Origin of the sequence: Metabacillus niabensis (assembly GCF_020524345.1) — a bacterium.
Classification (GTDB): Bacteria; Bacillota; Bacilli; order Bacillales; family Bacillaceae; genus Metabacillus; species Metabacillus niabensis_B.
Window position 1 is genome coordinate 1 of the sequence record NZ_JAIVLH010000010.1, and the last position, 24,314, is coordinate 24,314.

At 37.4% G+C, this 24,314-nt stretch carries 15 protein-coding genes, 21 tRNA genes and 2 rRNA genes; 35 read left to right on the forward strand and 3 right to left on the reverse strand.

The features are described 5' to 3' along the window. The 28 genes from LC095_RS11975 to LC095_RS12110 form a co-directional block, all read left to right on the forward strand. A 23S ribosomal RNA gene (locus LC095_RS11975) occupies positions 1-228 on the forward strand; the annotation flags it as partial. Positions 229-355: 127 nt separating this feature from the next. Further along, positions 356-471, forward strand: a 5S ribosomal RNA gene (gene rrf / locus LC095_RS11980). An 83-nt stretch (positions 472-554) separates the two neighbouring features. Continuing rightward, positions 555-630 (forward strand) — tRNA-Val (locus tag LC095_RS11985). 23 nt (positions 631-653) lie between these two features. Then, positions 654-729: transfer RNA gene (locus LC095_RS11990), tRNA-Thr, on the forward strand. Between the two features lie 164 nt (positions 730-893). Continuing rightward, a tRNA-Lys gene (locus LC095_RS11995) sits at positions 894-969 on the forward strand. Between the two features lie 12 nt (positions 970-981). Then, positions 982-1,067: transfer RNA gene (locus LC095_RS12000), tRNA-Leu, on the forward strand. 10 nt (positions 1,068-1,077) lie between these two features. Continuing rightward, positions 1,078-1,152, forward strand: a tRNA-Gly gene (locus LC095_RS12005). Between the two features lie 6 nt (positions 1,153-1,158). Next, positions 1,159-1,247, forward strand: a tRNA-Leu gene (locus tag LC095_RS12010). A gap of 9 nt (positions 1,248-1,256) precedes the next feature. Next, positions 1,257-1,333, forward strand: a tRNA-Arg gene (locus LC095_RS12015). A 72-nt stretch (positions 1,334-1,405) separates the two neighbouring features. Then, a tRNA-Pro gene (locus tag LC095_RS12020) sits at positions 1,406-1,482 on the forward strand. A gap of 16 nt (positions 1,483-1,498) precedes the next feature. Then, positions 1,499-1,574, forward strand: a tRNA-Ala gene (locus LC095_RS12025). A gap of 25 nt (positions 1,575-1,599) precedes the next feature. Further along, positions 1,600-1,676, forward strand: a tRNA-Met gene (locus tag LC095_RS12030). 26 nt (positions 1,677-1,702) lie between these two features. Continuing rightward, positions 1,703-1,779: transfer RNA gene (locus LC095_RS12035), tRNA-Ile, on the forward strand. Between the two features lie 10 nt (positions 1,780-1,789). Further along, positions 1,790-1,882 (forward strand) — tRNA-Ser (locus LC095_RS12040). Between the two features lie 48 nt (positions 1,883-1,930). Then, a tRNA-Met gene (locus tag LC095_RS12045) sits at positions 1,931-2,007 on the forward strand. Between the two features lie 50 nt (positions 2,008-2,057). After that, positions 2,058-2,134, forward strand: a tRNA-Asp gene (locus LC095_RS12050). Between the two features lie 172 nt (positions 2,135-2,306). Continuing rightward, a tRNA-Phe gene (locus LC095_RS12055) sits at positions 2,307-2,382 on the forward strand. 25 nt (positions 2,383-2,407) lie between these two features. Continuing rightward, positions 2,408-2,483 (forward strand) — tRNA-His (locus tag LC095_RS12060). A gap of 5 nt (positions 2,484-2,488) precedes the next feature. After that, positions 2,489-2,562, forward strand: a tRNA-Gly gene (locus LC095_RS12065). An 8-nt stretch (positions 2,563-2,570) separates the two neighbouring features. Next, positions 2,571-2,647, forward strand: a tRNA-Ile gene (locus LC095_RS12070). A 10-nt stretch (positions 2,648-2,657) separates the two neighbouring features. After that, positions 2,658-2,732: transfer RNA gene (locus tag LC095_RS12075), tRNA-Asn, on the forward strand. Between the two features lie 5 nt (positions 2,733-2,737). Next, positions 2,738-2,828: transfer RNA gene (locus LC095_RS12080), tRNA-Ser, on the forward strand. A 16-nt stretch (positions 2,829-2,844) separates the two neighbouring features. Next, positions 2,845-2,916 (forward strand) — tRNA-Glu (locus LC095_RS12085). A gap of 1,035 nt (positions 2,917-3,951) precedes the next feature. Continuing rightward, positions 3,952-5,874, forward strand: coding sequence for a 1,4-alpha-glucan branching enzyme (gene glgB / locus LC095_RS12090; RefSeq protein ID WP_226528388.1), 1,923 nt, complete (start codon positions 3,952-3,954; stop codon positions 5,872-5,874). Further along, positions 5,831-6,997, forward strand: coding sequence for a glucose-1-phosphate adenylyltransferase (locus tag LC095_RS12095; protein ID WP_226528389.1), 1,167 nt, complete (start codon positions 5,831-5,833; stop codon positions 6,995-6,997). The genes glgB and LC095_RS12095 overlap by 44 nt, the downstream gene beginning before the upstream one ends. A 127-nt stretch (positions 6,998-7,124) precedes the next feature. Further along, positions 7,125-8,153 (forward strand): sugar phosphate nucleotidyltransferase, encoded by a 1,029-nt coding sequence (locus tag LC095_RS12100; RefSeq protein WP_226528390.1) that lies wholly within the window; start codon positions 7,125-7,127, stop codon positions 8,151-8,153. After that, positions 8,150-9,595, forward strand: a complete 1,446-nt coding sequence (gene glgA / locus LC095_RS12105) for a glycogen synthase GlgA (protein WP_226528391.1) — start codon at positions 8,150-8,152, stop codon at positions 9,593-9,595. The genes LC095_RS12100 and glgA overlap by 4 nt, the downstream gene beginning before the upstream one ends. Then, positions 9,585-11,990, forward strand: coding sequence for a glycogen/starch/alpha-glucan phosphorylase (locus tag LC095_RS12110; protein ID WP_226528392.1), 2,406 nt, complete (start codon positions 9,585-9,587; stop codon positions 11,988-11,990). The genes glgA and LC095_RS12110 overlap by 11 nt, the downstream gene beginning before the upstream one ends. A gap of 273 nt (positions 11,991-12,263) precedes the next feature. Here the strand turns inward: LC095_RS12110 and LC095_RS12115 are convergent, their stop codons facing one another. From LC095_RS12115 to LC095_RS12125, 3 genes are all read right to left on the reverse strand, one after another. Next, positions 12,264-13,058: a TIGR00266 family protein gene (locus LC095_RS12115; RefSeq protein WP_226528393.1), complete on the reverse strand. Its 795-nt coding sequence runs from the start codon at positions 13,056-13,058 to the stop codon at positions 12,264-12,266. Between the two features lie 118 nt (positions 13,059-13,176). Then, positions 13,177-14,142, reverse strand: a complete 966-nt coding sequence (locus LC095_RS12120) for a bile acid:sodium symporter family protein (protein ID WP_226528394.1) — start codon at positions 14,140-14,142, stop codon at positions 13,177-13,179. Between the two features lie 177 nt (positions 14,143-14,319). Continuing rightward, a complete protein-coding gene (locus tag LC095_RS12125) occupies positions 14,320-15,075 on the reverse strand; it encodes a TraR/DksA C4-type zinc finger protein (RefSeq protein WP_226528395.1) in 756 nt (251 codons plus the stop codon). Between the two features lie 280 nt (positions 15,076-15,355). Here LC095_RS12125 and LC095_RS12130 point away from each other — a divergent pair, with 280 nt between their 5' ends. From LC095_RS12130 to LC095_RS12160, 7 genes are all read left to right on the forward strand, one after another. Further along, the gene (locus LC095_RS12130) at positions 15,356-16,768 is read left to right on the forward strand and encodes an isochorismate synthase MenF (protein WP_226528396.1); all 1,413 of its coding nucleotides are present in this window, start codon (positions 15,356-15,358) and stop codon (positions 16,766-16,768) included. After that, positions 16,758-18,509: a 2-succinyl-5-enolpyruvyl-6-hydroxy-3-cyclohexene-1-carboxylic-acid synthase gene (gene menD / locus LC095_RS12135; RefSeq protein ID WP_226528397.1), complete on the forward strand. Its 1,752-nt coding sequence runs from the start codon at positions 16,758-16,760 to the stop codon at positions 18,507-18,509. Before LC095_RS12130 ends, menD begins: the two co-directional genes overlap by 11 nt. Then, a complete protein-coding gene (menH, locus tag LC095_RS12140) occupies positions 18,506-19,318 on the forward strand; it encodes a 2-succinyl-6-hydroxy-2,4-cyclohexadiene-1-carboxylate synthase (RefSeq protein WP_226528398.1) in 813 nt (270 codons plus the stop codon). Before menD ends, menH begins: the two co-directional genes overlap by 4 nt. A 12-nt stretch (positions 19,319-19,330) precedes the next feature. Then, positions 19,331-20,149, forward strand: a complete 819-nt coding sequence (gene menB / locus LC095_RS12145; protein ID WP_226528399.1) for a 1,4-dihydroxy-2-naphthoyl-CoA synthase — start codon at positions 19,331-19,333, stop codon at positions 20,147-20,149. A 132-nt stretch (positions 20,150-20,281) separates the two neighbouring features. Continuing rightward, positions 20,282-21,736 carry an o-succinylbenzoate--CoA ligase gene (locus tag LC095_RS12150; RefSeq protein ID WP_226528400.1) on the forward strand — a complete coding sequence of 485 codons (1,455 nt, stop codon included), beginning with the start codon at positions 20,282-20,284 and terminating at the stop codon, positions 21,734-21,736. Further along, the gene (gene menC, locus LC095_RS12155) at positions 21,733-22,842 is read left to right on the forward strand and encodes an o-succinylbenzoate synthase (protein ID WP_226528401.1); all 1,110 of its coding nucleotides are present in this window, start codon (positions 21,733-21,735) and stop codon (positions 22,840-22,842) included. The genes LC095_RS12150 and menC overlap by 4 nt, the downstream gene beginning before the upstream one ends. Positions 22,843-23,322: 480 nt before the next feature. Then, positions 23,323-24,288, forward strand: coding sequence for a metal ABC transporter solute-binding protein, Zn/Mn family (locus LC095_RS12160; RefSeq protein WP_226528402.1), 966 nt, complete (start codon positions 23,323-23,325; stop codon positions 24,286-24,288). Positions 24,289-24,314: the final 26 nt, after the last annotated feature.

Genomic DNA, 24,314 nt, shown 5'->3' on the forward strand with positions numbered 1-24,314 from the left:
TGGACGCACCGCTGGTGTACCAGTTGTCTTGCCAAAGGCATAGCTGGGTAGCTATGTGCGGAAGGGATAAGTGCTGAAAGCATCTAAGCATGAAGCCCCCCTCAAGATGAGATTTCCCATCACATTAGTGAGTAAGATCCCTGAAAGATGATCAGGTTGATAGGTCAGAGGTGGAAGCGCGGTGACGTGTGGAGCTGACTGATACTAATCGATCGAGGACTTAACCTAATAAAAGCGTAAGCTTAGTGAAGTGAATTGTGTATCGTTATCTAGTTTTGAAGGAATATTTAAAGTTTTTTTAAAAAAAGACTTGAAATATTCTTTCAAAATAGTATAATCATTCTTGTCGCAGTTATCTGGTGATGATGGCGAAGAGGTCACACCCGTTCCCATGCCGAACACGGAAGTTAAGCTCTTCAGCGCCGATGGTAGTTGGAGGTTTCCTCCTGTGAGAGTAGGACGTTGCCAGGTTGCTACAAAACATTATATTAATGAAGTAATGCTAATATCGTGACTATCTGTCGCGATACATGGACTTGCAAATCAAGTACATTGGAGGATTAGCTCAGCTGGGAGAGCACCTGCCTTACAAGCAGGGGGTCGGCGGTTCGATCCCGTCATCCTCCACCATAATATTTTAAATATAATACTAAGCCGGTGTAGCTCAACTGGTAGAGCAACTGACTTGTAATCAGTAGGTTGGGGGTTCAAGTCCTCTCGCCGGCACCACTCATTATTATTTATTAATGAGCCATTAGCTCAGTTGGTAGCACGATCGAGTAAGCTTCGTAGCATTACATCAGCACACAAATCGAGCTGCTTCTTGAATAAACTCCCTGAGATTTGGGTGTCAAAAACAAGAAGAAACAAATTTTCACATCTCATTATAAAATGAGCCATTAGCTCAGTTGGTAGAGCATCTGACTTTTAATCAGAGGGTCGAAGGTTCGAGTCCTTCATGGCTCACCATTATCACACCATGCGGGTGTGGCGGAATTGGCAGACGCGCTAGACTTAGGATCTAGTGTCCTTGTGACGTGGGGGTTCAAGTCCCTTCACCCGCACCATTAATATCAAGCGGAAGTAGTTCAGTGGTAGAACACCACCTTGCCAAGGTGGGGGTCGCGGGTTCGAATCCCGTCTTCCGCTCCAGTAAGTGCCGGGGTGGCGGAACTGGCAGACGCACAGGACTTAAAATCCTGCGGTAGGTGACTACCGTACCGGTTCGATTCCGGTCCTCGGCACCATGAACTTTAGCGCCCGTAGCTCAATTGGATAGAGCGTTTGACTACGGATCAAAAGGTTAGGGGTTCGACTCCTCTCGGGCGCGCCATTGAAATTTATCTAGCAGGAAGTCAGACGTGAGATTGAAATATTGAGCTCACATATCCCTTATCCAATAAAACGGGAAGTAGCTCAGCTTGGTAGAGCACTTGGTTTGGGACCAAGGGGTCGCAGGTTCGAATCCTGTCTTCCCGACCATTTAGATATTAAATATGGGGCCTTAGCTCAGCTGGGAGAGCGCCTGCTTTGCACGCAGGAGGTCAGCGGTTCGATCCCGCTAGGCTCCACCAATTAAAAACTATGACTATTAACTATGGCGGTGTAGCTCAGCTGGCTAGAGCGTACGGTTCATACCCGTGAGGTCGTGGGTTCGATTCCCTCCGCCGCTACCATTTTTAAAATTCTTGATAAACCAGATGGACCTTTAGCTCAGCTGGTTAGAGCAGACGGCTCATAACCGTCCGGTCGTAGGTTCGAGTCCTACAAGGTCCACCATTTTTTATACGGAGGAATACCCAAGTCCGGCTGAAGGGATCGGTCTTGAAAACCGACAGGGGTATCAAAGCCCGCAGGGGTTCGAATCCCCTTTCCTCCTCCATTTTGCTTTTAAATAAAAGCAATGGTGAATTTTACACTTCCATATTATCGCGGGGTGGAGCAGTCTGGTAGCTCGTCGGGCTCATAACCCGAAGGTCGCAGGTTCAAATCCTGTCCCCGCAACCAATTTAATTGAAAGAAATAAACGTCAATTAATATTTTTAAGTTTAAATATTGGTCCGGTAGTTCAGTTGGTTAGAATGCCTGCCTGTCACGCAGGAGGTCGCGGGTTCGAGTCCCGTCCGGACCGCCATTTTTCTTCAATATTTTTGAGGATTAACTTAGTTTAGTGTAAGAGGGTTTCAATAAGTGAGAAGGTCGAAGAAGCGACTAAACGAGCACCGCAGCGTATGACCATACGTGTGGATGTGAGTGATGGAGCTGATGAAGAGATTCGAAGCTTAGTGGAAGCCGTAAACCATATTGGCTCGGTAGCTCAGTTGGTAGAGCAATGGACTGAAAATCCATGTGTCGGCGGTTCGATTCCGTCCCGAGCCACCACTTAATAAATGATAATAAAATAGTGGCGGTTGTGGCGAAGTGGTTAACGCATCGGATTGTGGTTCCGACATTCGTGGGTTCGATTCCCATCAGCCGCCCCATATATGCGGGTGTAGTTTAGTGGTAAAACCTCAGCCTTCCAAGCTGATGATGAGGGTTCGATTCCCTTCACCCGCTCCAATATAAATGGGCCTATAGCTCAGCTGGTTAGAGCGCACGCCTGATAAGCGTGAGGTCGATGGTTCGAGTCCATTTAGGCCCACCATTTATACTATTCCGCAGTAGCTCAGTGGTAGAGCTATCGGCTGTTAACCGATCGGTCGCAGGTTCGAGTCCTGCCTGCGGAGCCATATATGGGGAAGTACTCAAGTGGCTGAAGAGGCGCCCCTGCTAAGGGTGTAGGTCGTGTAAGCGGCGCGAGGGTTCAAATCCCTCCTTCTCCGCCAGATTAATCAAATCTTAGGCCCGTTGGTCAAGCGGTTAAGACACCGCCCTTTCACGGCGGTAACACGGGTTCGAATCCCGTACGGGTCATTTCAAAAACACTGTTAATAAACAGTGTTTTTTTGTTTTGATGTAAAGTCTAAATATGAAGTTTTTAGTTTTATATGTACCCCTTGTGGTAACAACAAATTGAAAGACAGACCTTGGGGATTGGTGAGTAATGGTCTTTATGTATATGTCTTATGAAAGACAAATCTTCTTGAGGAAATGACATGAATGTCCTTCATAGGCGTTATGAAAGACAGATTCTCTCGAATTCCCCTCCGAAATGTCCTTCATAGGCGTTATGAAAGACAAATTCTCTTGAATTCCCCTCCGAAATGTCCTTCATAGCCAATATGAAAGACATTTCTCTTAAATCACACCTTCGTATGTCCTTAATAGGCCCTAAGGCAAGACAAATCTTAAATAAACCCGCAATGTCCTTCATTGCTGCTAAAAAAGACAAATGCCCTAACTTATATCACCATCGAATTCCCACAGCACCTAAGAAAGGTAAATCCCTTTATAAACACACACCGCTATATCTACATCCATGCTATGTATAACTTATCCTTTTAACTTACTATTCTATAAATTTCATTTATAATCTTTCATAGAAAAACTATAGGTAAAACCTCTAATATTGCTTTACTAAAATATTTTACTTTTAATTGAATTATTCTTTACCTCCACGGAAAATCCTTCATAAATTAAGAAAAACACCATTATTTCAGCTGAATAAAATTCAACAAATTCCAACAAAAAGTCGAAAAAACTATTTTATTTATATAATAATATGCTATATGTGTTTAGGTGGTTTTTCTTAATTAAAGCGGTTTCGTAAGGAATTTGGATATTATATCTAATGATTAAATTTTTTCCTATCACAGGGATACCAGCTATTTTCCTCATGAATCATGTTAACCTATAAAATTTCTCTTAAATTTTAAAAGAATAATAAAAAAAATTTTATCATGAGTTCGTGTTGGTTTATGTCGGAAAAAAGAACGTTTTCAATAAAGGGATTCATTTGTAAGTATTGAATCTTTAGCATAGATAATAATAAGTGAAAGGGTGACTTCAGTGACCGTCACGTCTCTAACAGACTACGATATTCATTTATTTCATGAGGGACAGTTTTTTGAAAGTTTTCGAGTATTTGGAGCACATCTTACAGAGCAAAATGGTAAGAAAGGTACTTCCTTTTGTGTTTGGGCTCCACATGCAAAACAAGTTAGTGTAGTAGGCAATTTTAACAACTGGGATAGGAACAATCATCAAATGAAAAAGATGAGTGAGGAGGGAATTTGGAACTTATTTATTGAAGGAATAGAAGAAGGCGAGATTTATAAATATGAAATTATTACTTCTAGTGACGAAACTTTATTAAAGGCTGATCCATATGCCTTTCAATCTGAAGTAAGACCGAACACAGCCTCAGTTGTAGCTGATTTAACAGGATTTAATTGGACAGATCAAAAATGGAAGAGAAGGAAACGGCAAAGGCAACCGTATGATCGGCCTTTAGCCATATACGAAGTTCATTTAGGTTCTTGGAAGTTAAACGATGAGAAAGAGTTATACAGTTATCAGGAATTATCTGAAATGCTTATACCATACGTATTGGAACATGGTTTTACACACATTGAACTTCTTCCAATCATTGAGCATCCATATGATCGCTCTTGGGGTTATCAGGGTACAGGTTATTTTTCAGCAACAAGTCGTTTTGGAAAACCAAAGGATCTTATGCATTTTATTAATGCCTGTCATGAAGAAAATATAGGTGTCATTATTGATTGGGTTCCAGGACATTTTTGTAAAGATGCTCATGGACTTTATATGTTTGATGGGCAACCAACATATGAATATGCAAATGAACATGATCGTGAAAATTACATATGGGGTACTGCAAATTTTGATCTGGGAAAAACTGAGGTGCAAAGCTTCCTAATCTCAAATGCGTTGTTTTGGATTGAGTACTTCCATGTTGACGGTTTTAGAGTTGATGCTGTTGCAAATATGTTGTATTGGCCAAATTCTAATGAATTAGTGGAAAATCCTTATGCCATTTCTTTTTTAAAGAAATTAAATGAAGCAGTATTTATTAAAGATCCGGATATTTTAATGATTGCTGAGGATTCAACTGATTGGCCAATGGTTACCGCTCCTACCTCGTCTGGTGGTCTTGGCTTTAACTACAAATGGAATATGGGTTGGATGAATGACATTTTATCTTATATGGAGGCCTCTCCAGAGAGTAGAAATGAACTCCACCATAAAGTAACATTCTCCCTTATTTATGCTTTTTCTGAAAACTTCATTTTACCTTTTTCCCATGACGAAGTTGTCCATGGAAAAAAATCTTTATTGAATAAAATGCCGGGTGATTATTGGCAGAAGTTTGCCCAATTGAGGCTCCTATATGGATTTATGTTTACACATCCAGGTAAAAAACTATTATTTATGGGAGGTGAGTTTGGTCAGTATGATGAGTGGAAAGACTTAGAGCAACTAGATTGGGTGTTGGAAGATTATGAAATGCACAATAAAATGAGAGTCTATTTTAAGCAACTTCTTTCTATCTATTCAAAACAAAAGCCGCTCTTTGAATTAGATCATTCAGATGAAGGATTCGAGTGGATTGATGTAAATAACCGGGAACAAAGTATTTTTTCTTTTGTTCGGAAAAGTAGCAAAGAAAATGAATTACTTGTCGTGGTATTGAATTTTAAGCCGGTTGTTTATCATGATTACAAAGTTGGAGTCCCAGTAGATACAGAGTATGTAGAGATCATGAATAGTGATGAAATGCAGTTTGGAGGCTCTGGCCAAACGAATCCAAAAAATATAAAAGCAGTAGAAGGAGAGTTTCATGGAAGACCTTATCATATTTCCATGACAATTCCACCATATGGAGCAGTCATTCTACGTGCAGTCAAAAAAAGAGGGGAGAATAAACATGGGAAAAAAACAGTGCGTCGCAATGTTACTAGCAGGGGGTAAGGGGAGCCGATTAAGCTCATTAACAAAAAATCTAGCAAAGCCTGCTGTTCCATTCGGAGGAAAATATAGAATTATCGATTTTACCTTAAGTAATTGTACAAATTCTAGCATTGATACTGTTGGTGTCTTAACACAGTATCAACCGCTGGTTTTGAATTCATATATAGGGATTGGCAGTGTATGGGACTTAGACAGAAAGAATGGTGGAGTAACAGTTCTGCCTCCTTATTCTGAATCCTCAGAAATGAAATGGTATAAAGGTACTGCCAGTGCAATCTATCAAAATATAAACTATATCAAACAATATGATCCTGAATATGTATTAATCTTGTCAGGGGATCACATTTATAAAATGGATTATTCAAAAATGCTGGACTATCATATTGAAAAAAATGCGGATGCGTCAATTTCCGTAATAGAGGTTCCATGGGAAGAGGCGAGTCGTTTTGGCATTATGAATACAAATGAAAAAATGCAAGTAGTTGAATTTGATGAAAAGCCAGCTAACCCAAAAAGTAATTTAGCGTCTATGGGTATCTATATTTTTAAATGGTCTATTTTAAAAGAATACTTAGAGATGGACGAACGAAATCAATATTCAAGTCATGATTTTGGAAAAGATATTATTCCGCTGTTGCTAGATGAAAAGCGCAATGTCATTGCCTATCCTTTTAAAGGGTATTGGAAGGATGTAGGCACTGTTAAAAGCTTATGGGAAGCTAATATGGATTTGCTAAATGATGATTCAGAGTTAAATATATTTGACCGCGATTGGAAGATATACACAGTTAATTCAAACCATCCACCACAGTTTATCGCAGAAGATGCAGTAGTAACAGATTCGTTTGTAAACGATGGTTGTGTCATTATGGGAAATGTTAATCATTCTGTCTTATTCCAAGGTGTTACTGTTGGTAAAAATACAGTAGTAAAGAATTCTGTACTCATGCCGGATTGTGTAATCGGTGAAAATGTCTTTATTGAAAACGCAATTGTACCTAGCGGCATTGAAATACCAAATGGAACGGTTATTTGCCCTGATACGAACTCAGATGAAATTCTATTAGTAACAGAAGATATTATAGAAGAAATCAAAGCGATGGTAGAGGACAAAGTAAACTAAGAGATTATGACAAAATAGTTTGGAATAGGGAGCTTTTTAATTATTATCGTATCTTGTCTTTATCTATATTATTAATACCTAGCATGAAGGATAAGCAAACCTATTTCTACAAAGGGGAGTTTTTGATATGAGTAACAGATTATTGGGAATTATTGATGCTACAGCACATAAACCGGAAATTGAAGATTTAACCAACCATCGTTCATTAGCAGCAGTACCTTTTGCAAGCAGATATAGGCTAATTGATTTTGTCCTCTCAAATATGGTGAATTCTGAGATTGAGAGTGTTGCAATCTTTCCGAAATATTCTTACCGTTCATTGATGGATCATCTAGGGTCTGGTAAACAGTGGGATCTTAATCGAAAGAAAGATGGATTATTTTTCTTCCCATCACCACATCTCCACAACGAGTATGATGAATTCGGATCATTTCGACAATTCTCAGATCATATTGATTTCTTTTTAAGAAGCACACAGGAATATGCGGTCATAACAAACAGCTATACGGTTTGTAACATTGACTTCCAAAATGTATTAAAGCGACATCTCAATAACGGATGTGACATTACTGAGGTACGTAAAGATGGTAAGCCCTTGCAAATGTATATTATGTCAACAAGACTTCTTATTGATCTTATTCATGATAAAGAAAAAACAGGGTGTAAAACACTAGCTGAAGTAATAGAAGAAAATCATCATCATTGGACAATTTGTGATTATGAATTCCAGGGATATGCAGCGGTTATTGACTCAATGGAAAATTACTATAAACATAGTATGGATATGCTAAACCCAACAATTTGGAATGAAATTTTTACGAAGAACCGTCCGATTTTAACGAAAGCAAAAGATGAGCCACCAACTAAATATGGTAAAGATGCCATGGTTAAAAATTCATTGATTGCCAATGGTTGCAGAATAGAAGGACATGTCGAAAACAGTATTATTTTTAGAGGTGTCCATATTGGAAAAGATACAGTTGTTAAGAATAGTGTGATTATGCAGAAGACACAGATTGGGAATGATTGTTTCTTAGAAAATATCATTACAGATAAAGACGTAAAGATTCTGGATTATTCAAATATAACAGGTACGACTAATGCCCCGACAATTTTAAGAAAAAGAACCACTCAAGGAGCGATGATGAACTCGTGAACGTATTATTTGCTGTATCAGAATGTGTACCGTTTGTAAAATCAGGAGGATTAGCTGATGTTGCAGGTGCATTGCCAAAGGAATTAGTAAAGCTAGGCAATGATGTAAGAGTTATTTTACCTAAATATAGTTTAATATCAGAAACATATAGAGATGCCATGACAAAAGTAGAGGAATTAGAGGTTCCAGTTGGTTGGAGACAGCAATATTGTGGAATTGAAACCTTGGAATATGAAGGAATTACGTATTATTTTTTAGATCATGAATATTATTTTTATCGTGATTCATTATATGGCCACTATGATGATGCTGAACGTTTTTCATTTTTTTGTCGTGGTGTCTTAGAAGCTTTGAAGGTGATTGATTTCAAGCCGGATATCATCCATTCACACGACTGGCACACGGGCATGATTAGTTATCTGTTAAAAGTAGATTATCTTGAGCAAGAATTGTATAGAGATATTAAAACCATATTTACGATCCATAATCTTCAATTTCAAGGTGTATTTCCGTATAGTGTACTTGGTGAACTCTTGAACTTGGGAGATGAGCATTTTTATGATTTAGAGTTTCATGGAAATATTAGTTTTATGAAAGGTGCCATTCATTCAGCAGACTTCATTACGACTGTTAGTCCAACATATAAAGATGAAATACAAACGGCTTATTACGGAGAAAATTTGGATGGACTATTGCGATCTCATCATGAGAAATTATTGGGAATTGTAAATGGAATAGATGATATATTATACAACCCTGAGACTGATCAAAATATTACAGTGCGTTATAGTGTAGACACTTTAAGTGAAAAAATGAAAAATAAATTAGCACTTCAAGAAAGATTGGGGTTACCAGAAAATGAATCAACACCAATTATTTCAATGGTGACAAGATTAACGAAGCAAAAGGGCCTTGATTTAGTCAAGCGTGTACTTGACGAAGTGCTAAGTCAGGATGTTCAAGTTATCGTTCTTGGAACCGGTGAAAAGGCTTTTGAGGATTATTTCAGACATATGGAATGGGTATACCCATCTAAGTTTAAGGCATACATAGGTTTTGATGAAGTGCTTGCACACCAAATATATGCAGGCTCTGACCTTTTTCTCATGCCGTCAAAATTTGAGCCATGTGGGTTAGGGCAATTAATTGCCTTAAGGTACGGAACAATTCCAATCGTTAGAGAAACTGGTGGCTTAAATGATACTGTGGCCTCATATAGGGAAGATAGTGGAGAAGGAAATGGGTTTACATTTAGGAATTTTAATGCACATGATATGCTCTTCACCATTAATAGAGCTATTGAATTCTACCAACAAGAGGAAGTATGGAAAAGTATTGTCAAGACAGCCATGACACAGGATTATAGTTGGGGAAAATCTGCATTAAAGTATGACCAGCTTTATGCTGGTTTAATGACTAGGAGTGAAAGTCATGTTCTCTAGTAAAGACAGCTTTAAAGACAATTTTCTAAAAAGGCTTGAAAGCATGTGCGGCAAAGGTTTTGAAGAAGCAACAAAGCGTGATCAATACCATACATTAGGAAATATGGTAAGAGAATACATTAGTTCAAAATGGATTGAAACAAATGAATTGTATCGATCAGAAAACAAAAAACAAGTGTATTACTTATCAATTGAATTTTTATTAGGACGTTTATTAGGTCAAAATCTTTTAAATCTAGGAATAAAAGAAATAGTAGAAGAAGGATTAAATGAGCTAAACATTAGCTTAAAGGAAATTGAAGAATGTGAATCAGATCCAGCACTTGGAAATGGTGGCTTGGGAAGGCTTGCAGCATGTTTCCTGGATTCTCTCGCAACATTAAATCTTCCTGGTCATGGATATGGAATCCGTTATAAGCATGGTCTATTCGATCAAAAAATTGTTGATGGTTATCAGGTTGAGCTGCCAGAACAATGGTTAAGACATGGGAATGTATGGGAAGTGAGAAAACCTGATGAGGCAGTTGAAATATCCTTCTGGGGAAGTATTGAGACTGTTGTTGATGATGGGACACTTTCCTTTAGGCATGTTGCAGATCAAAAAGTTTTAGCAGTTCCGTATGATATGCCTGTTGTAGGGTATAGAGTCGACACAGTGAATACATTAAGACTTTGGAATGCTGAACCGGCTTCTTTCGGACCAAATCAGGATGTCTTATCATACAAGCGTGAAACAGAGGCGATTACCGACTTTTTATATCCGGATGATACTCATGATGAAGGAAAGATACTTCGTTTAAAACAACAGTATTTTCTTGTTTCTTCAAGTCTTCAAAGTATCATTAAGTCTTATAAAAAAGAAAACTCAAATATTCGAGACCTTCATCATTATGTAGCCATTCATATTAATGATACTCATCCGGCTATGGCGGTCCCTGAGTTAATGAGAATTCTTATGGACCAAGAAGGTTTAACATGGGAAGATGCCTGGCATATCACTACTAACACAGTATCATATACTAATCATACAATTTTGGCAGAAGCATTAGAAAAATGGCCCATTTATTTATTTAAACCATTGCTGCCGAGAATTTATATGATCATTGAAGAAATAAATGAAAGATTTTGTGCTGAGCTCTGGGATCGCTATCCAGGAGAGTGGGAGCGGATTGAACATATGGCCATCATTGCACATGGATTAGTGAAGATGGCACATCTTGCTATAGTTGGAAGTAACAGTATCAATGGTGTAGCAAAAATCCATTCTGACATTCTGAAAAACAGAGAAATGAAATCATTTTATGAGGTATATCCCACAAAGTTTAACAATAAAACGAATGGAATTACTCACCGTAGATGGCTGCTAAAGGCAAACCCTGAGCTAACATCATTAATAAACGATACAATTGGTGAGGATTGGATAAAACAACCTGAGAAATTAATAGATTTAAAAAGACATGTCTATCATCCTGAACTAAAGGAACGATTTGCACAGGTGAAAAGAAAGCGCAAAGAAATCCTTGCGAAAAAAATAGCTGATAAAAACGGAATTCAAGTTGATATTGATTCTATTTTTGATGTTCAGGTTAAGAGGCTTCATGCTTATAAAAGGCAGCTCCTAAATGTTTTGCATATTATGTATTTATATAACCGCCTAAAAGAGGATGCAAATTATTCAATTCAACCTCGCACGTTTATTTTTGGAGCCAAGGCTTCACCTACGTACTATTATGCAAAGAAAATTATTAAGCTTATTCACTCACTGGCAGAAAAAGTGAATAATGATCCGAGAGTCTCGCAGACTATTAAAGTAGTGTTTATGGAGAATTATCGTGTTTCTCTTGCTGAAGATATTTTTCCGGCGGCAGATGTGAGTGAGCAAATATCAACTGCTAGTAAGGAAGCTTCAGGAACAGGAAATATGAAGTTCATGATGAACGGGGCTTTAACTGTCGGAACATTGGATGGTGCAAATATTGAAATCATGGAGGAAATCGGGGAAGGTAATATCTTTACATTTGGATTAACAGCCCCTGAAGTACTCAAATATGAAGAAAATGGGCGATATCGTTCAATGGAATATTACCATCATGATTTACGAATTAGGCAGGTAATTGATCAATTAACGAATGGTTTCTTTTCTGAGGATGAAGGAGAATTTGAAGCAATCGCAGATTCCTTACTTGTGCAAAATGATCAATACTTTGTATTACGTGATTTTGCTTCATATATAGATATTCAGGAAAAGGTTGGTATGGCCTATCAAGATAGAGGAAAATGGCTTGAACAGGCACTTATTAATGTAGCGCACTCAGGCTTTTTCTCGAGTGACCGGACAATTCAAAATTATGCTGACGGTATTTGGAACATCGAGTCTATCGGAGTAAAAATGTAAGAACAAAAGCGCAAGCGCCTTGATCAGGCCCGACAAGCATAAGACGCAAATGAATAGAAGACGTTCTTTGTCTTCAATTCATTTGCGTCTTATGACCTCGAGGGGCTAGGTGCTGGAGCTGGATGTCGCGCGCTTATCCACAGTTCAAAGAATTTTATGGTTTCTAAACGAAAAAAAGGTGCTGCTGGTCAGCACCTTTTTGCATGTTATTATCAGGTAAGTAAGTATAAATCCTGTACTTAGTGTTGGTGTCCAGCTCCAACGCTTTTCCGATCAATCCCCATCTAATAAGCGGCCTAATCCTCCAAGAATGCTGCCTTCACCACGTGAATCTCCGCCACCAGCAGAAGGTGCACTTGCGATAACACGATCAGCAAGTCGACTGAATGGTAGCGTTTGAATCCAAACAGTCCCAGGACCTTGAACAGTTGCAAAAAACAACCCTTCTCCACCAAAAAAGGCAGTCTTTACTTTTCCTACAAATTCGATATTATAGTCAATTTCCTTTGTGAGCGCTACTAAACAACCTGTATCAATTCGTAATTTTTCACCAGGTTGCAGGTCACGGCGTATAATTGTACCACCTGCATGCAAAAATGCTAAGCCATCACCCTCAAGTTTTTGCATGATGAAGCCTTCTCCACCAAAGAACCCCGTACCCAGCTTTTTTTGGAAGTCTATTCCAATAGAAACACCTTTTGCTGCACATAGGAAGGAGTCTTTTTGACAAATGACTTTTCCACCCATTTCACTTAAATCAACAGGAATAATTTTTCCTGGGTATGGTGCTGCAAACGAAACTCTTTTTTTGCCCACTCCTTTGTTTGTGAACACAGTCATAAACAGACTCTCACCTGTAAGAACTCGTTTACCGGCACCAACCAGCTTACCTAAAAAGCCTTTTTGGCCATTATCTCCATCTCCAAAAATGGTTTCCATGTCAATGCCATTTTCCATCATCATCATTCCGCCGGCTTCAGCAACAACACTTTCGTTTGGATCTAATTCGATTTCAACACACTGCATATCATCGCCATGCAATACATAATCAATTTCATGAGCGTTCACTAGAATTCCCTCCATATGTAAAGAACAGTATATTTTTTGATTCATCTTCTATTTTACTAGGTTAAGAAAATATTGGAAGATACAAAAATAAAAAGGAGCAAGAATGCCCCTTTCAATACTATGCTTTAAACGAAGAGTCTTTATTTTCCGAATTGCCTTTAGTGGTTCTTTTTCCCCACCATGTAGCGAGGAGTGGTCCTGAAATATTATGCCACACACTGAAGATGGCGCTAGGAACTGCCGAAAGAGGTGAGAAATGAGCAACTGCTAAAGCTGCACCAAGACCTGAGTTTTGCATTCCTACTTCAATTGAGATAGCTTTTTGATCAGCCAAATTTAATTTTAATACTTTTGCTAATAGGAAACCTATTAGTAAACCCAATCCATTGTGTAATACAACGATGGAGAAGATTAATAAACCTGTTTCAGCAATCTTGGCTGAATTCACTGCTACAACTGCTGAGGCAACTGCAACAATCCCAATAACGGAGATAAGTGGTAAAACTGAAATACTTTTTTCAACTTGCTTTTTAAATAATAAATTAACGATAATTCCTAAAATGATTGGAACAAGTACAATTTGAACAATAGATAAAAATAGCGAGCCAGCTGATACAGGTAGCCACTTACTTGCAAATAATAAAGTTAGAGCAGGTGTTAAAATAGGAGCAAGTAAGGTTGAAATAGATGTAACAGCAACTGACAATGCTGTATTTCCTTTTGCTAAAAATGTCATAACATTTGAAGCAGTTCCACCAGGACAACATCCTACTAATATTACCCCAACAGCCACTTCAGGTGGTAACTGGAAAATTGTTGCTAATAAAAATGCTAATAAAGGCATGATAGTGAACTGAGCTAACACTCCAATTATTACGCTTTTAGGTGCTTGAAAAACGGCTTTGAAATCATTTAATGATAATGTCAGGCCCATTCCAAACATGATAATTCCGAGTAGTAAAGATATGTGTGGAGCGATCCATGTAAATCCTCCTGGAATAAAAAAGGCCAACACAGCGAAAAGAATGACCCAAATGGCGAATGTATTTCCTGCTGTTTTACTGATTTTTTCTAATAGATGCATATGATCAATCCTCCTTAAGGCATTATATATCTATTTATTCTGAAATTTCAATATTTAAGATAAAAGAATAGAAAAAAATGCAAGTGATCGGGAAGGAAATGTTACATGAATATTGAAATGGTTTGGAATACAAAAAAGAGAACAATTTCTGTTCTCTTGATTTACTGGTATTATTGTCTATATCTCTTCTTCAGTATATGGGTCCTTCTCATAAGGAGGAAGATCTCCAAAACTGGTCATTAGACCTTCTTCATCTAACATATCTTCATATTGCTGATGTTGATTGGATGGATAGATCGTAATTTCTTTTCCTTCAATATCAGTTCCAATAAAGTTTTCGTAATCCTCAACATATCCATCAGGATCATTTGATTCCATGTAGACATCATTATAATGATCTTGTGGATCATTAAAATCTGATGGTGTTTCCGAAGAGCCATAGCTGTTTACAATTTGATAGGCGTCTTCTGCATCAAATGCCACATTTTCATCTTGATCATCATAATCAAATTTTCCAAAGGGAGGCATTAAAACTCCTTCCTCAATTGGACGGTTATGAGAAACAATTTGTTCAGGTGCATGCTCTTTACAAGTAGTGGCTGTTGGTATGGCATCAAGGCGTTCCAGAGGTATCTCATTTCCACATACTTCACATTTTCCATATGTTCCATCTTCAATCTTCTGTAACGCTCGTTCAATGTCTAATTTTTCTTCTTCCGTATGTTCATTTAATGCGATATCTTTTTCTCGCTCATATAGTTCTGTTCCCTCATCACCTGGATGATTATCATAACTGGATAGTTCACCAACGGATTCATGAAAATGACCTTCTTCTAACCCAAAATGTCCATTCATTTCAAAACGCTCGTCAATTTCCTTTTTCATTTGCGTAAGCTGTGAACGGAAGGTTTCTACTTGTTGTGAACTTAGCATACCATCCACGCTCCTTCCTTGATGAAATAGTTCTATACCTATTATGAACAGTAAGAAGAAAAACATGATTGTAAAAAATTTCATCAAGAAATCCTCAAAAAATAACAAGGATCCTTATTTTACCAGTTGTACCTATAAAATGAATGCTTATCTAAGACGTTTTCATTTTAATCTTGTACATCAAGATATATAATAAGGTTAGGACAAGTTTAACCTATTGACACACCTTCTAGCTAGGTGTATCTTAATATAAGCAATTTTTGGTGTCGGGGGGATAAGATTGATAACTACTTTGGACCATACATTAAAAGAATTCATTCAACAGGCATTGGAAGATGCAAAGCGAACGAAACAATCAGTAATCGTTAGCTGCATTAAAGAAGTGGACGCAATGGACCCCCTTCATTTCTTTGCTTCCGGTGAAGATCTTTTCCTTGGAGAGCGATATTTTTGGTCAACGCCTAATCGTGATTTTACAATGGTAGGATTAGGGAATGAATTGATTATTGAAAATAATCTGACAAATAAAGAACGTTTTCAGGATATAGAAAATGAATGGAAGCGCTTTAAAAAAGTCGTTATATCGAATGAATCAAATCAAGTAGGTATAGGACCTATCTTATTTGGCGGTTTTTCATTTGATCCACTTAAAGAAAAAAGTCTACTATGGAATCATTTCTCAGAATCAAAGTTTGTGTTACCTAAACATATGCTTTCTGTCATTGATCAGAAAAGCTATATAACGATAAATAAACTAGTCACACCTCATGATGAACTAACGATGTGTCTTAAACATTTTGAACGTTCATTTGAATTTGGTTCGGCTCTTCCTTATCAATTAGATTGTGAAAAAGGTAACGAATTCTCAACTATTGAATATAAAACATCGGAGTGGCTAAAAGCCGTTCAAAAGGCAACAAACCATATAAAGTCAAAAGAAATGGATAAAGTTGTGCTCGCACGCGAGGTTCACCTCAAGTTTTCAGACAAAATTAACCCGTATCAAGTTATCTACAACTTACAACAAGAACAGCCAACCAGTTATATTTTTGAGTTTGAAAACGGACCTCAACATTTTGTCGGAGCAACACCTGAAAGATTAATTAAAAAGAAAGACAATGAAGTTCTCTCGACTTGTCTGGCAGGATCAATCAAAAGAGGAAAAACAGAACAAGAGGATCATGATTTAGGACAGCAATTAATACATGATGATAAAAACTTACTGGAGCATGCGATCGTTGTAAAAATGATAAAATCAGCTATAGAAAGTTGCTGCTTTGACGTTATCACGCCAAAGTCACCTGCTTTATTTAAATCGAAAAATATCCAGCATCTTTTTACTCCTGTTAAGGGCTATGCAAGAGAAGGTTTCTCTTTCCTATCTATGGTAGAGAAACTTCATCCAACTCCGGCATTAGGAGGGTTCCCAAAATGGAAGGCTATTGAAAAGATTAGGGAATTAGAGCCGATGCATCGTGGCTGGTATGCCGGTCCATTAGGTTGGATTGATCATGAAGACAATGGTGAATTTGTTGTTGCTCTTAGATCTGGATTGTTGGAGGGACAAAATGCAGCCCTTTTTGCCGGATGTGGGATTGTTGAAGAGTCGGATCCCAAATCGGAGTATCTTGAGACAAAAATAAAACTAAAACCTATGATGTCTGCACTAGGAGGAGTTGTGAATGAAGACTAGTGATTCCCTAACAAGATTTGTCGCTAGTTTTGTTGATGAATTAACACGCTTAGGAGTTAATAAGGCAGTGATTAGCCCTGGTTCTCGCTCTACTCCATTAGCCATGTTAATGGCAGAGCATCCTAAACTTTCTTGTTACATGAATATCGATGAAAGATCAGCAGGTTTTTTTGCTCTTGGTCTAGCTAAGGAAAAGAAAAAGCCTGTTGTGCTTGTTTGCACATCTGGAACGGCAGCGGCTAACTACTATCCGGCTATTGTTGAAGCCCGTTACGCAAGAGTTCCCTTAATTGTTTTAACAGCTGATAGACCGCATGAATTACGCGACGTAGGGGCTCCTCAAGCGATTGATCAGGTTCAAATGTACGGTAATTACCCAAAATGGTTTGTTGATGTCGCATTGCCTGAAGAAGAAGTTGGGATGTATCGATATGTCAGAACGATAGCTGGAAGAGCATTTGCTATTTCCGCATCACATCCTGCAGGTGTTGTGCATCTCAATTTTCCATTTAGAGAACCGTTAATTCCGAATTTAAGTCTGGCAAATCTGTGGGAAGCAGAAGATGACAGACCAAGTTATTTACATACAATACAAGGTTTACCACAACTAGCAAAAGATCAAATAAAGGTTATTGCAGATATCATGAAGGGTATAGCAAAGGGACTTATCATTTGTGGAGAACAAAATGATCCTGAATTCATTACAGCTGTTATGGAATTGTCCGGTAAGTTGAAATACCCTATCTTGGCGGATCCTCTCTCTCAATTACGATCTGGAAAAAGTGATAAACAGGGAATAATTGAGGGATATGATTCTATTTTGAAAGATCCGGAAATGATCAATATTCTTAAGCCTGATCTTATTATTCGTTTTGGTCCTATGCCTGTTTCCAAGCCATTGATGCTAATGCTGAAAAATTATCCAGATATCACACAGATTATTGTTGATCCAAGTGAGGAATATCGTGATCCTACATTAAATGCAGCCCATATGATTGTTTGCAATCATACTAAATTCTGTCAGGATTTATCTGAGACCTTAGAAGAATGTGTTTCAAATCAATTCTATGATGACTGGATTCTTTCCAATACTATTTTTCAAGATATGATTGAGCATGAGCTTGGGCATATCAATGACCTATTTGAAGGAAAGATTGTAAGGGAGCTTCAGCATATTCTTCCTGATGGTAGTCGTTTAGTTGTTGGGAGTAGTATGCCAATTCGGGATGTTGATACATTTTTTAGGAATACGGATAAAGAAATAAGCATTTTCGCAAACAGGGGAGCAAATGGAATTGATGGTGTTGTATCTACAGCCTTAGGTATTAGTGCTGATTCAACAGAACCTGCTTTTCTTTTAATAGGAGATTTATCATTCTTTCATGATTTCAATGGTTTACTGGCCGCCAAGATGAACAATCTTGATTTAACGATTATATTGGTAAACAATGATGGTGGAGGAATTTTCTCTTTTCTTCCTCAATCAAAAGAAGAAAAGCATTTTGAAACATTATATGGAACACCCATTGGCATCGATTTTTCTAAAGTAGTTGAAATGTATCAAGGGGAGCATGAAAAAATTAATAGCTGGGATGAACTACATACTTATTTTCAAGATAAATGGTTAAATAAAGGCCTGAAGGTGATTGAAATCGAGACAAATCGCACTACACGTGTCAATATTCATCGGGAATTGTTAGATCATGTTTCCCAGGAAATAAGAAAAGTGTTGAAACAATGAAAATAAGAGATGTTTCTTATCATGTTGAAATTGAGGGGAAGGGAGAGCCGCTAGTTTTTTTACATGGCTTTACAGGTTCTTCTTTGAGCTGGCGACACCTCATAAATGACTTTCGTAATTATCAATTAATCTTTATTGATATCCTGGGACATGGAAAAACAGATCATCCATCCGATCCGTCAAGATATAAAATGGAAGAAGTAGTTGAGGATATCATAGAGATTTTTAATCGTTTGACTATCGATAAAGCACATATTGTGGGGTATTCTATGGGAGGAAGATTAGCTTTGTCTCTTGCTGCATTATACCCTCATCGTGTCAAAAAACTTGTATTAGAAAGCAGTTCACCGGGATTGTACACTTGTGAAGAAAGAAATCACCGTATCAAATCTGATCAAGCTCTTGCAGAAGAAATAGTAAGAGGAGGAATTTCCCGCTTTGTTGATAAGTGGGAGAAAATCCCCCTTTTTTCCTCGCAAATGATGATGTCAGATTCGCAAAAAAACAAGTTAAGAGAACAGCGTTTATTAAATACTGAGATAGGCTTATCCAATAGTCTTCTTGGCATGGGGACAGGCTCTCAACCATCATGGTGGGATGAATTGCCAAATCTCCATATATCAGTATTACTTCTCTGTGGTGAATTGGATCAAAAGTTTTGTGAGATAGCTAAAAGAATGCATGAAAGATTTCCATTTTCCGTTTTAAAGGAAATTAATCAAGCGGGACATGCAATTCATGTAGAACAACCGCGAATTTTTGGTAAAATAGTAATTGAGTTCTTAAATGAGGACAAATCTTTAAACTAGGAGGCTATAAACATGGCAATTGAATGGGTGACAGAACGTAAGTATGAAGAAATTATCTATCAAACATATAATGGAATTGCAAAAATCTCAATTAATCGTCCACATGTACATAATGCATTTACTCCAAAAACAGTTATGGAATTAATTGATGCGTTTGCATATGCACGTGATGACGAAAATGTAGGGGTTATTATTTTAACAGGTGAAGGTGGAAAAGCGTTCTGTTCTGGTGGAGATCAGAAAGTCCGCGGACATGGCGGTTATGTTGGTGATGACCAAATTCCACGCTTAAATGTTCTTGATTTACAACGTTTAATCCGTGTGATTCCAAAACCGGTTATTGCGATGGTAGCAGGTTATGCAATCGGTGGCGGACATGTACTCCATATTGTCTGTGACTTAACAATTGCAGCTGACAATGCTGTGTTCGGACAAACAGGCCCTAAAGTGGGAAGCTTTGATGCTGGATATGGTTCAGGATATCTTGCACGAATTGTAGGACATAAAAAGGCTCGTGAAATTTGGTACCTATGCAGACAATACAATGCACAAGAAGCAATGGATATGGGACTAGTTAATACAGTCGTTCCTCTAGAGCAATTAGAAGAAGAAACAGTAAAATGGTGTGAGGAAATATTAGAAAAAAGCCCAACAGCTATTCGTTTCTTAAAAGCAGCCTTTAATGCTGATACAGATGGACTGGCTGGTATTCAACAATTTGCAGGGGATGCAACGTTACTTTATTATACGACTGATGAAGCAAAAGAAGGTCGTGACGCATTTAAAGAAAAGCGTTCTCCAGACTTTAAGCAATTCCCGCGTTTTCCTTAAGCAATATTCTACTGAAACAGCTTGATGATTTTTATCTCATCAAGCTTTTTTTATACGATCAGAAAGTATAAATAGTTTGTGGATAATAGTATAAGCAAAAACTAAGTTTTTCTATTTATTGGAGGTGATCTTATGAACCAATCATATCCTAATTGGTTAAAGCAGCGGGCTGAACTTACCCCTGATCGTTTAGCTATCAAAACAGATGAAGGTGATTTGACTTTTTGTGAGCTATATCAACGTGTTCAACTACAAATAAATCAATTAGTAGCTCTAAATGTGAAAAAAGGTGAGCATGTTGGAGTATTAATGAAAAACAGTGTAGAGATGATTGAGATCATTCATGCTATTTTCTCTATAGGTGCTGTAGCTGTTTTATTAAATAACCGGCTAACTAGGAAAGAAATTGCTTGGCAACTGTCAGATGTTCAGGCAAAGCATTTAATTTGTCATGAAGAATTTTTATTTCAAGTTGATGAAGAGATAAATGTAATCATCGTTGAGAAATTACATGAAAAAAGTAGCCTGGGTATTGATTATTTAACGGAAGGGTATACAACTGATCAAGTCGCAACGATTATGTATACCTCGGGAACAACAGGTCATCCAAAAGGTGTTATGCAGACTTTTGGGAATCATTGGTCAAGTTCAATTGGCTCTGCCCTCAACCTTGGCATTAATTCGGATGACCGTTGGTTATTGGCTGTGCCTTTGTTTCATATTAGCGGGTTATCTATTTTGTTTCGAAGTGTGATTTATGGTATTGGAATTGTATTGTTCGAACGATTCAATGCGGAAAAAATGAATCGAGCAATTATGGAAGAAGGAGTAACAATTGTATCTGTCGTTACCACAATGCTTAACCAAATGCTGGATAAGTTAGGTAATGAGAAATATCCAGAAACTTTTCGCTGTATGTTAGCAGGGGGAGGACCAGTTCCAAGAGGTGTGCTTGAAAAAGCCATTGAAAGGAAAATTCCAGTATTTCAAACATATGGGATGACAGAGACAGCATCACAAATTGTTACACTTTCACCTGAATATAGTATTAAAAAGCTAGGCTCAGCTGGTAAACCATTGTTTTCCTGTCAAATGAAAATAATGAAAGATGGGGAAGACTGTTCCGCATATGAAGAAGGAGAAATCCTTGTAAAGGGTCCAAATATCACAAAAGGTTATTGGAAGCGTGAAGAAGCCACCCAAAAGGCATTTACAGAAGGGTGGTTTCATACTGGTGACCAAGGTTACATTGATGAAGACGGGTTTTTATTTGTACTGGACAGACGATCAGATTTAATCATATCAGGTGGCGAAAATGTTTATCCTGCAGAAATCGAAAATGTTTTATTATCACATCAAGCAGTTACTGATGCCGGAGTTATCGGAATTGATGATGAGAAATGGGGACAAGTTCCATATGCTTTTATTGTTTCAAATAGGACGATTAGTGATGATCAACTTTTAATGTACTGTCAAAATCATCTTGCCCGCTATAAAGTACCTAAGGGGATTACATTTTTGGATGAACTGCCAAGAAATGCTTCAAATAAACTATTGAGAAGAAAATTAAAAGGATTTTTGAAATGATTAAAATAGAAAAAGTAACATTACACCATATTTCGCAAACGTTAAAAACTCCATTTACATCAAGCATAGGCCATGTAACAGACCGTGACAGTATATTAGTAGAGGTTATGGATTCTGAAGGAATAAGCGGATGGGGGGAAATAGTAGCATTTTCAACTCCCTGGTACACAGAGGAAACGACTTCAACATGTTTTCATCTGTTAAAAGATATTTTGGTTCCATTAACAATTTCTCAAACAATTGAACATCCGGAGGAACTTCAGTTCATTTTTCATAAAGTGAAACGAAATCAAATGGCCAAAGCATCTCTCGAAGGAGCCATATGGGATATTTATGCTAAAAAGAAAAACATCTCTTTATCATCCGCTTTAGGAGGGACAAGAAACGAGATAGAATGTGGTGTTGTCGTTGGTATTACTTCAATTTCAAGTATGATTGACCAAATTTCCCGCTACTATGAAGAGGGATACAAACGATTTAAAATAAAGATTTCACCTGCACAGGACATGCAACTACTGCAAGAGATCCGAAAGACGTTTCCAGATCTTCCATTAATGGCTGATGCCAATTCATCTTATACATTAGATGATATTGAACAATTAAAAGAGCTTGATCAATTTAACTTAATGATGATTGAACAACCGTTGGCAGCAGATGATATTATTGATCATGCAAAGCTCCAAGAGAAAATAACGACTCCAATTTGTTTAGATGAAAGCATAGTAACAAGTGAAGATGCGAGAAAAGCAATTGAACTTGGCAGCTGTAAAATAATGAACATAAAACCCGGTCGTGTCGGTGGGCTAACAGAATCAAAGAAAATTCATGATTTATGCCAGAAAAATGGAATTCCTGTGTGGTGTGGCGGAATGTTGGAAACAAGTATATCCCGTGCACACAATATTGCGTTGGCATCATTACCAAACTTTACAATTCCAGGTGACATTTCTTCATTCTCTAGATATTGGGAACAAGATATCGTTTTCCCGGAAATAAAAACAGTAAAAGGCAAAATCCCTGTTCCTGCAGGACCGGGAATAGGCTATGACATTAACAGAGAAGTTTTAAAGGAATACACCTCTTCGATCACTACACTAACAAAATAGTCTTTTGAATTTCTAAAATTGAATTTTATTTAAGCGAAAAACTGATTTTTATTTATAAATTGACTATATAAATGGAAAATAACGATTTTTAAAAATTCCTTTAAAACCGTATACTTTACACTGAAAGAAAAACAAATTATATATGTGAAGTTTCTCTTTCTGCTCATTTAGGATAACTAGCCTATCATCATATAGGGAGTTATCCTTTTTTTTGTAATTAAAAAAATTAACAACATTAAAGGATGAAAGCATAAGGAAAATCATCGACTTCCACCATTCTGGATGGTAAATCGTGTTTTTTGAATTGAGAAAACATAGTTGACATAAATTTTATAATGTTTTATTGTTGCATTAAGGAAACTTTTTTAGTTGGGACAATAAAAGGTGAGAAAAGTAAAAAAAATAGCACGCATCCTAAAAAAACAACATAGACTACTTTTGACCTAGGAGAAGTTCTAACGTTTCATCTAAAAAATGTGAATGGAGGAGAAAAAGGTGAAAAAATGGTTGGCAGGTGTAGGAATCAGTATTTTAACAGTATTTCTATTAACGGCATGTGGCAGTGGTCAAACAAGTGGAGATTCAAACAATGGAAATGAGAGTTCTAGTGAAACAATTCAAGTGACAACTACTACAGGTCAAGTTGCAGACGTAGTCAAAAATGTAGGTGGAGATCAAGTAGAAGTGACTTCATTAATGGGGCCAGGAGTTGATCCACACCTCTACCAAGCTTCTCAAGGTGATATTAAAAAACTAAATGATGCTGACATGATCTTTTATAATGGACTTCATCTAGAAGGTAAGATGGGTGAGATTTTTGAAAAAATGTCAGAGGAAAAAACGATAGTAGCTGTGGGGGAATCGGTCCCAGAGGATATGCTTCTAACAGCAGATGATGATTCAAACGCTCATGACCCACACGTTTGGTTTAATATCCAAGCTTGGACACATGCTGTTGATGCTGTTGAAGAAGAATTAACAAAACAATCTCCGGAAAATGCGGAACTATTCAAAGAGAATGCTGCAAATTACAAACAAGAATTAGAAGAAATGGATCAATATGCAAAAGATCAAATCCAATCAATTCCTGAAGAAAGCCGTGTGCTTGTAACAGCTCATGATGCATTTGCCTATTTCGGCCACGCATATGGTTTAGAAGTTATGGGGTTACAAGGACTAAGTACTGATGCAGAATATGGATTAAAAGATGTTCAAAGTCTTGTTGATACTTTAGTAGATTCAAACATCAAAGCAGTCTTTATTGAAAGTAGTATCTCGGAAAAGTCAATTAGCGCAGTAGTCGAAGGTGCAAAAAAACAAGGTCACGAAGTTGTCATTGGTGGTGAACTTTTCTCTGATGCAATGGGTGAGGAAGGAACAGAAGAGGGAACATATATTGGGATGTTTAAACATAATGTTGATACGATTGTATCTTCTTTAAAATAAGAAAGAATCGATAGCTAAGAAGAGAA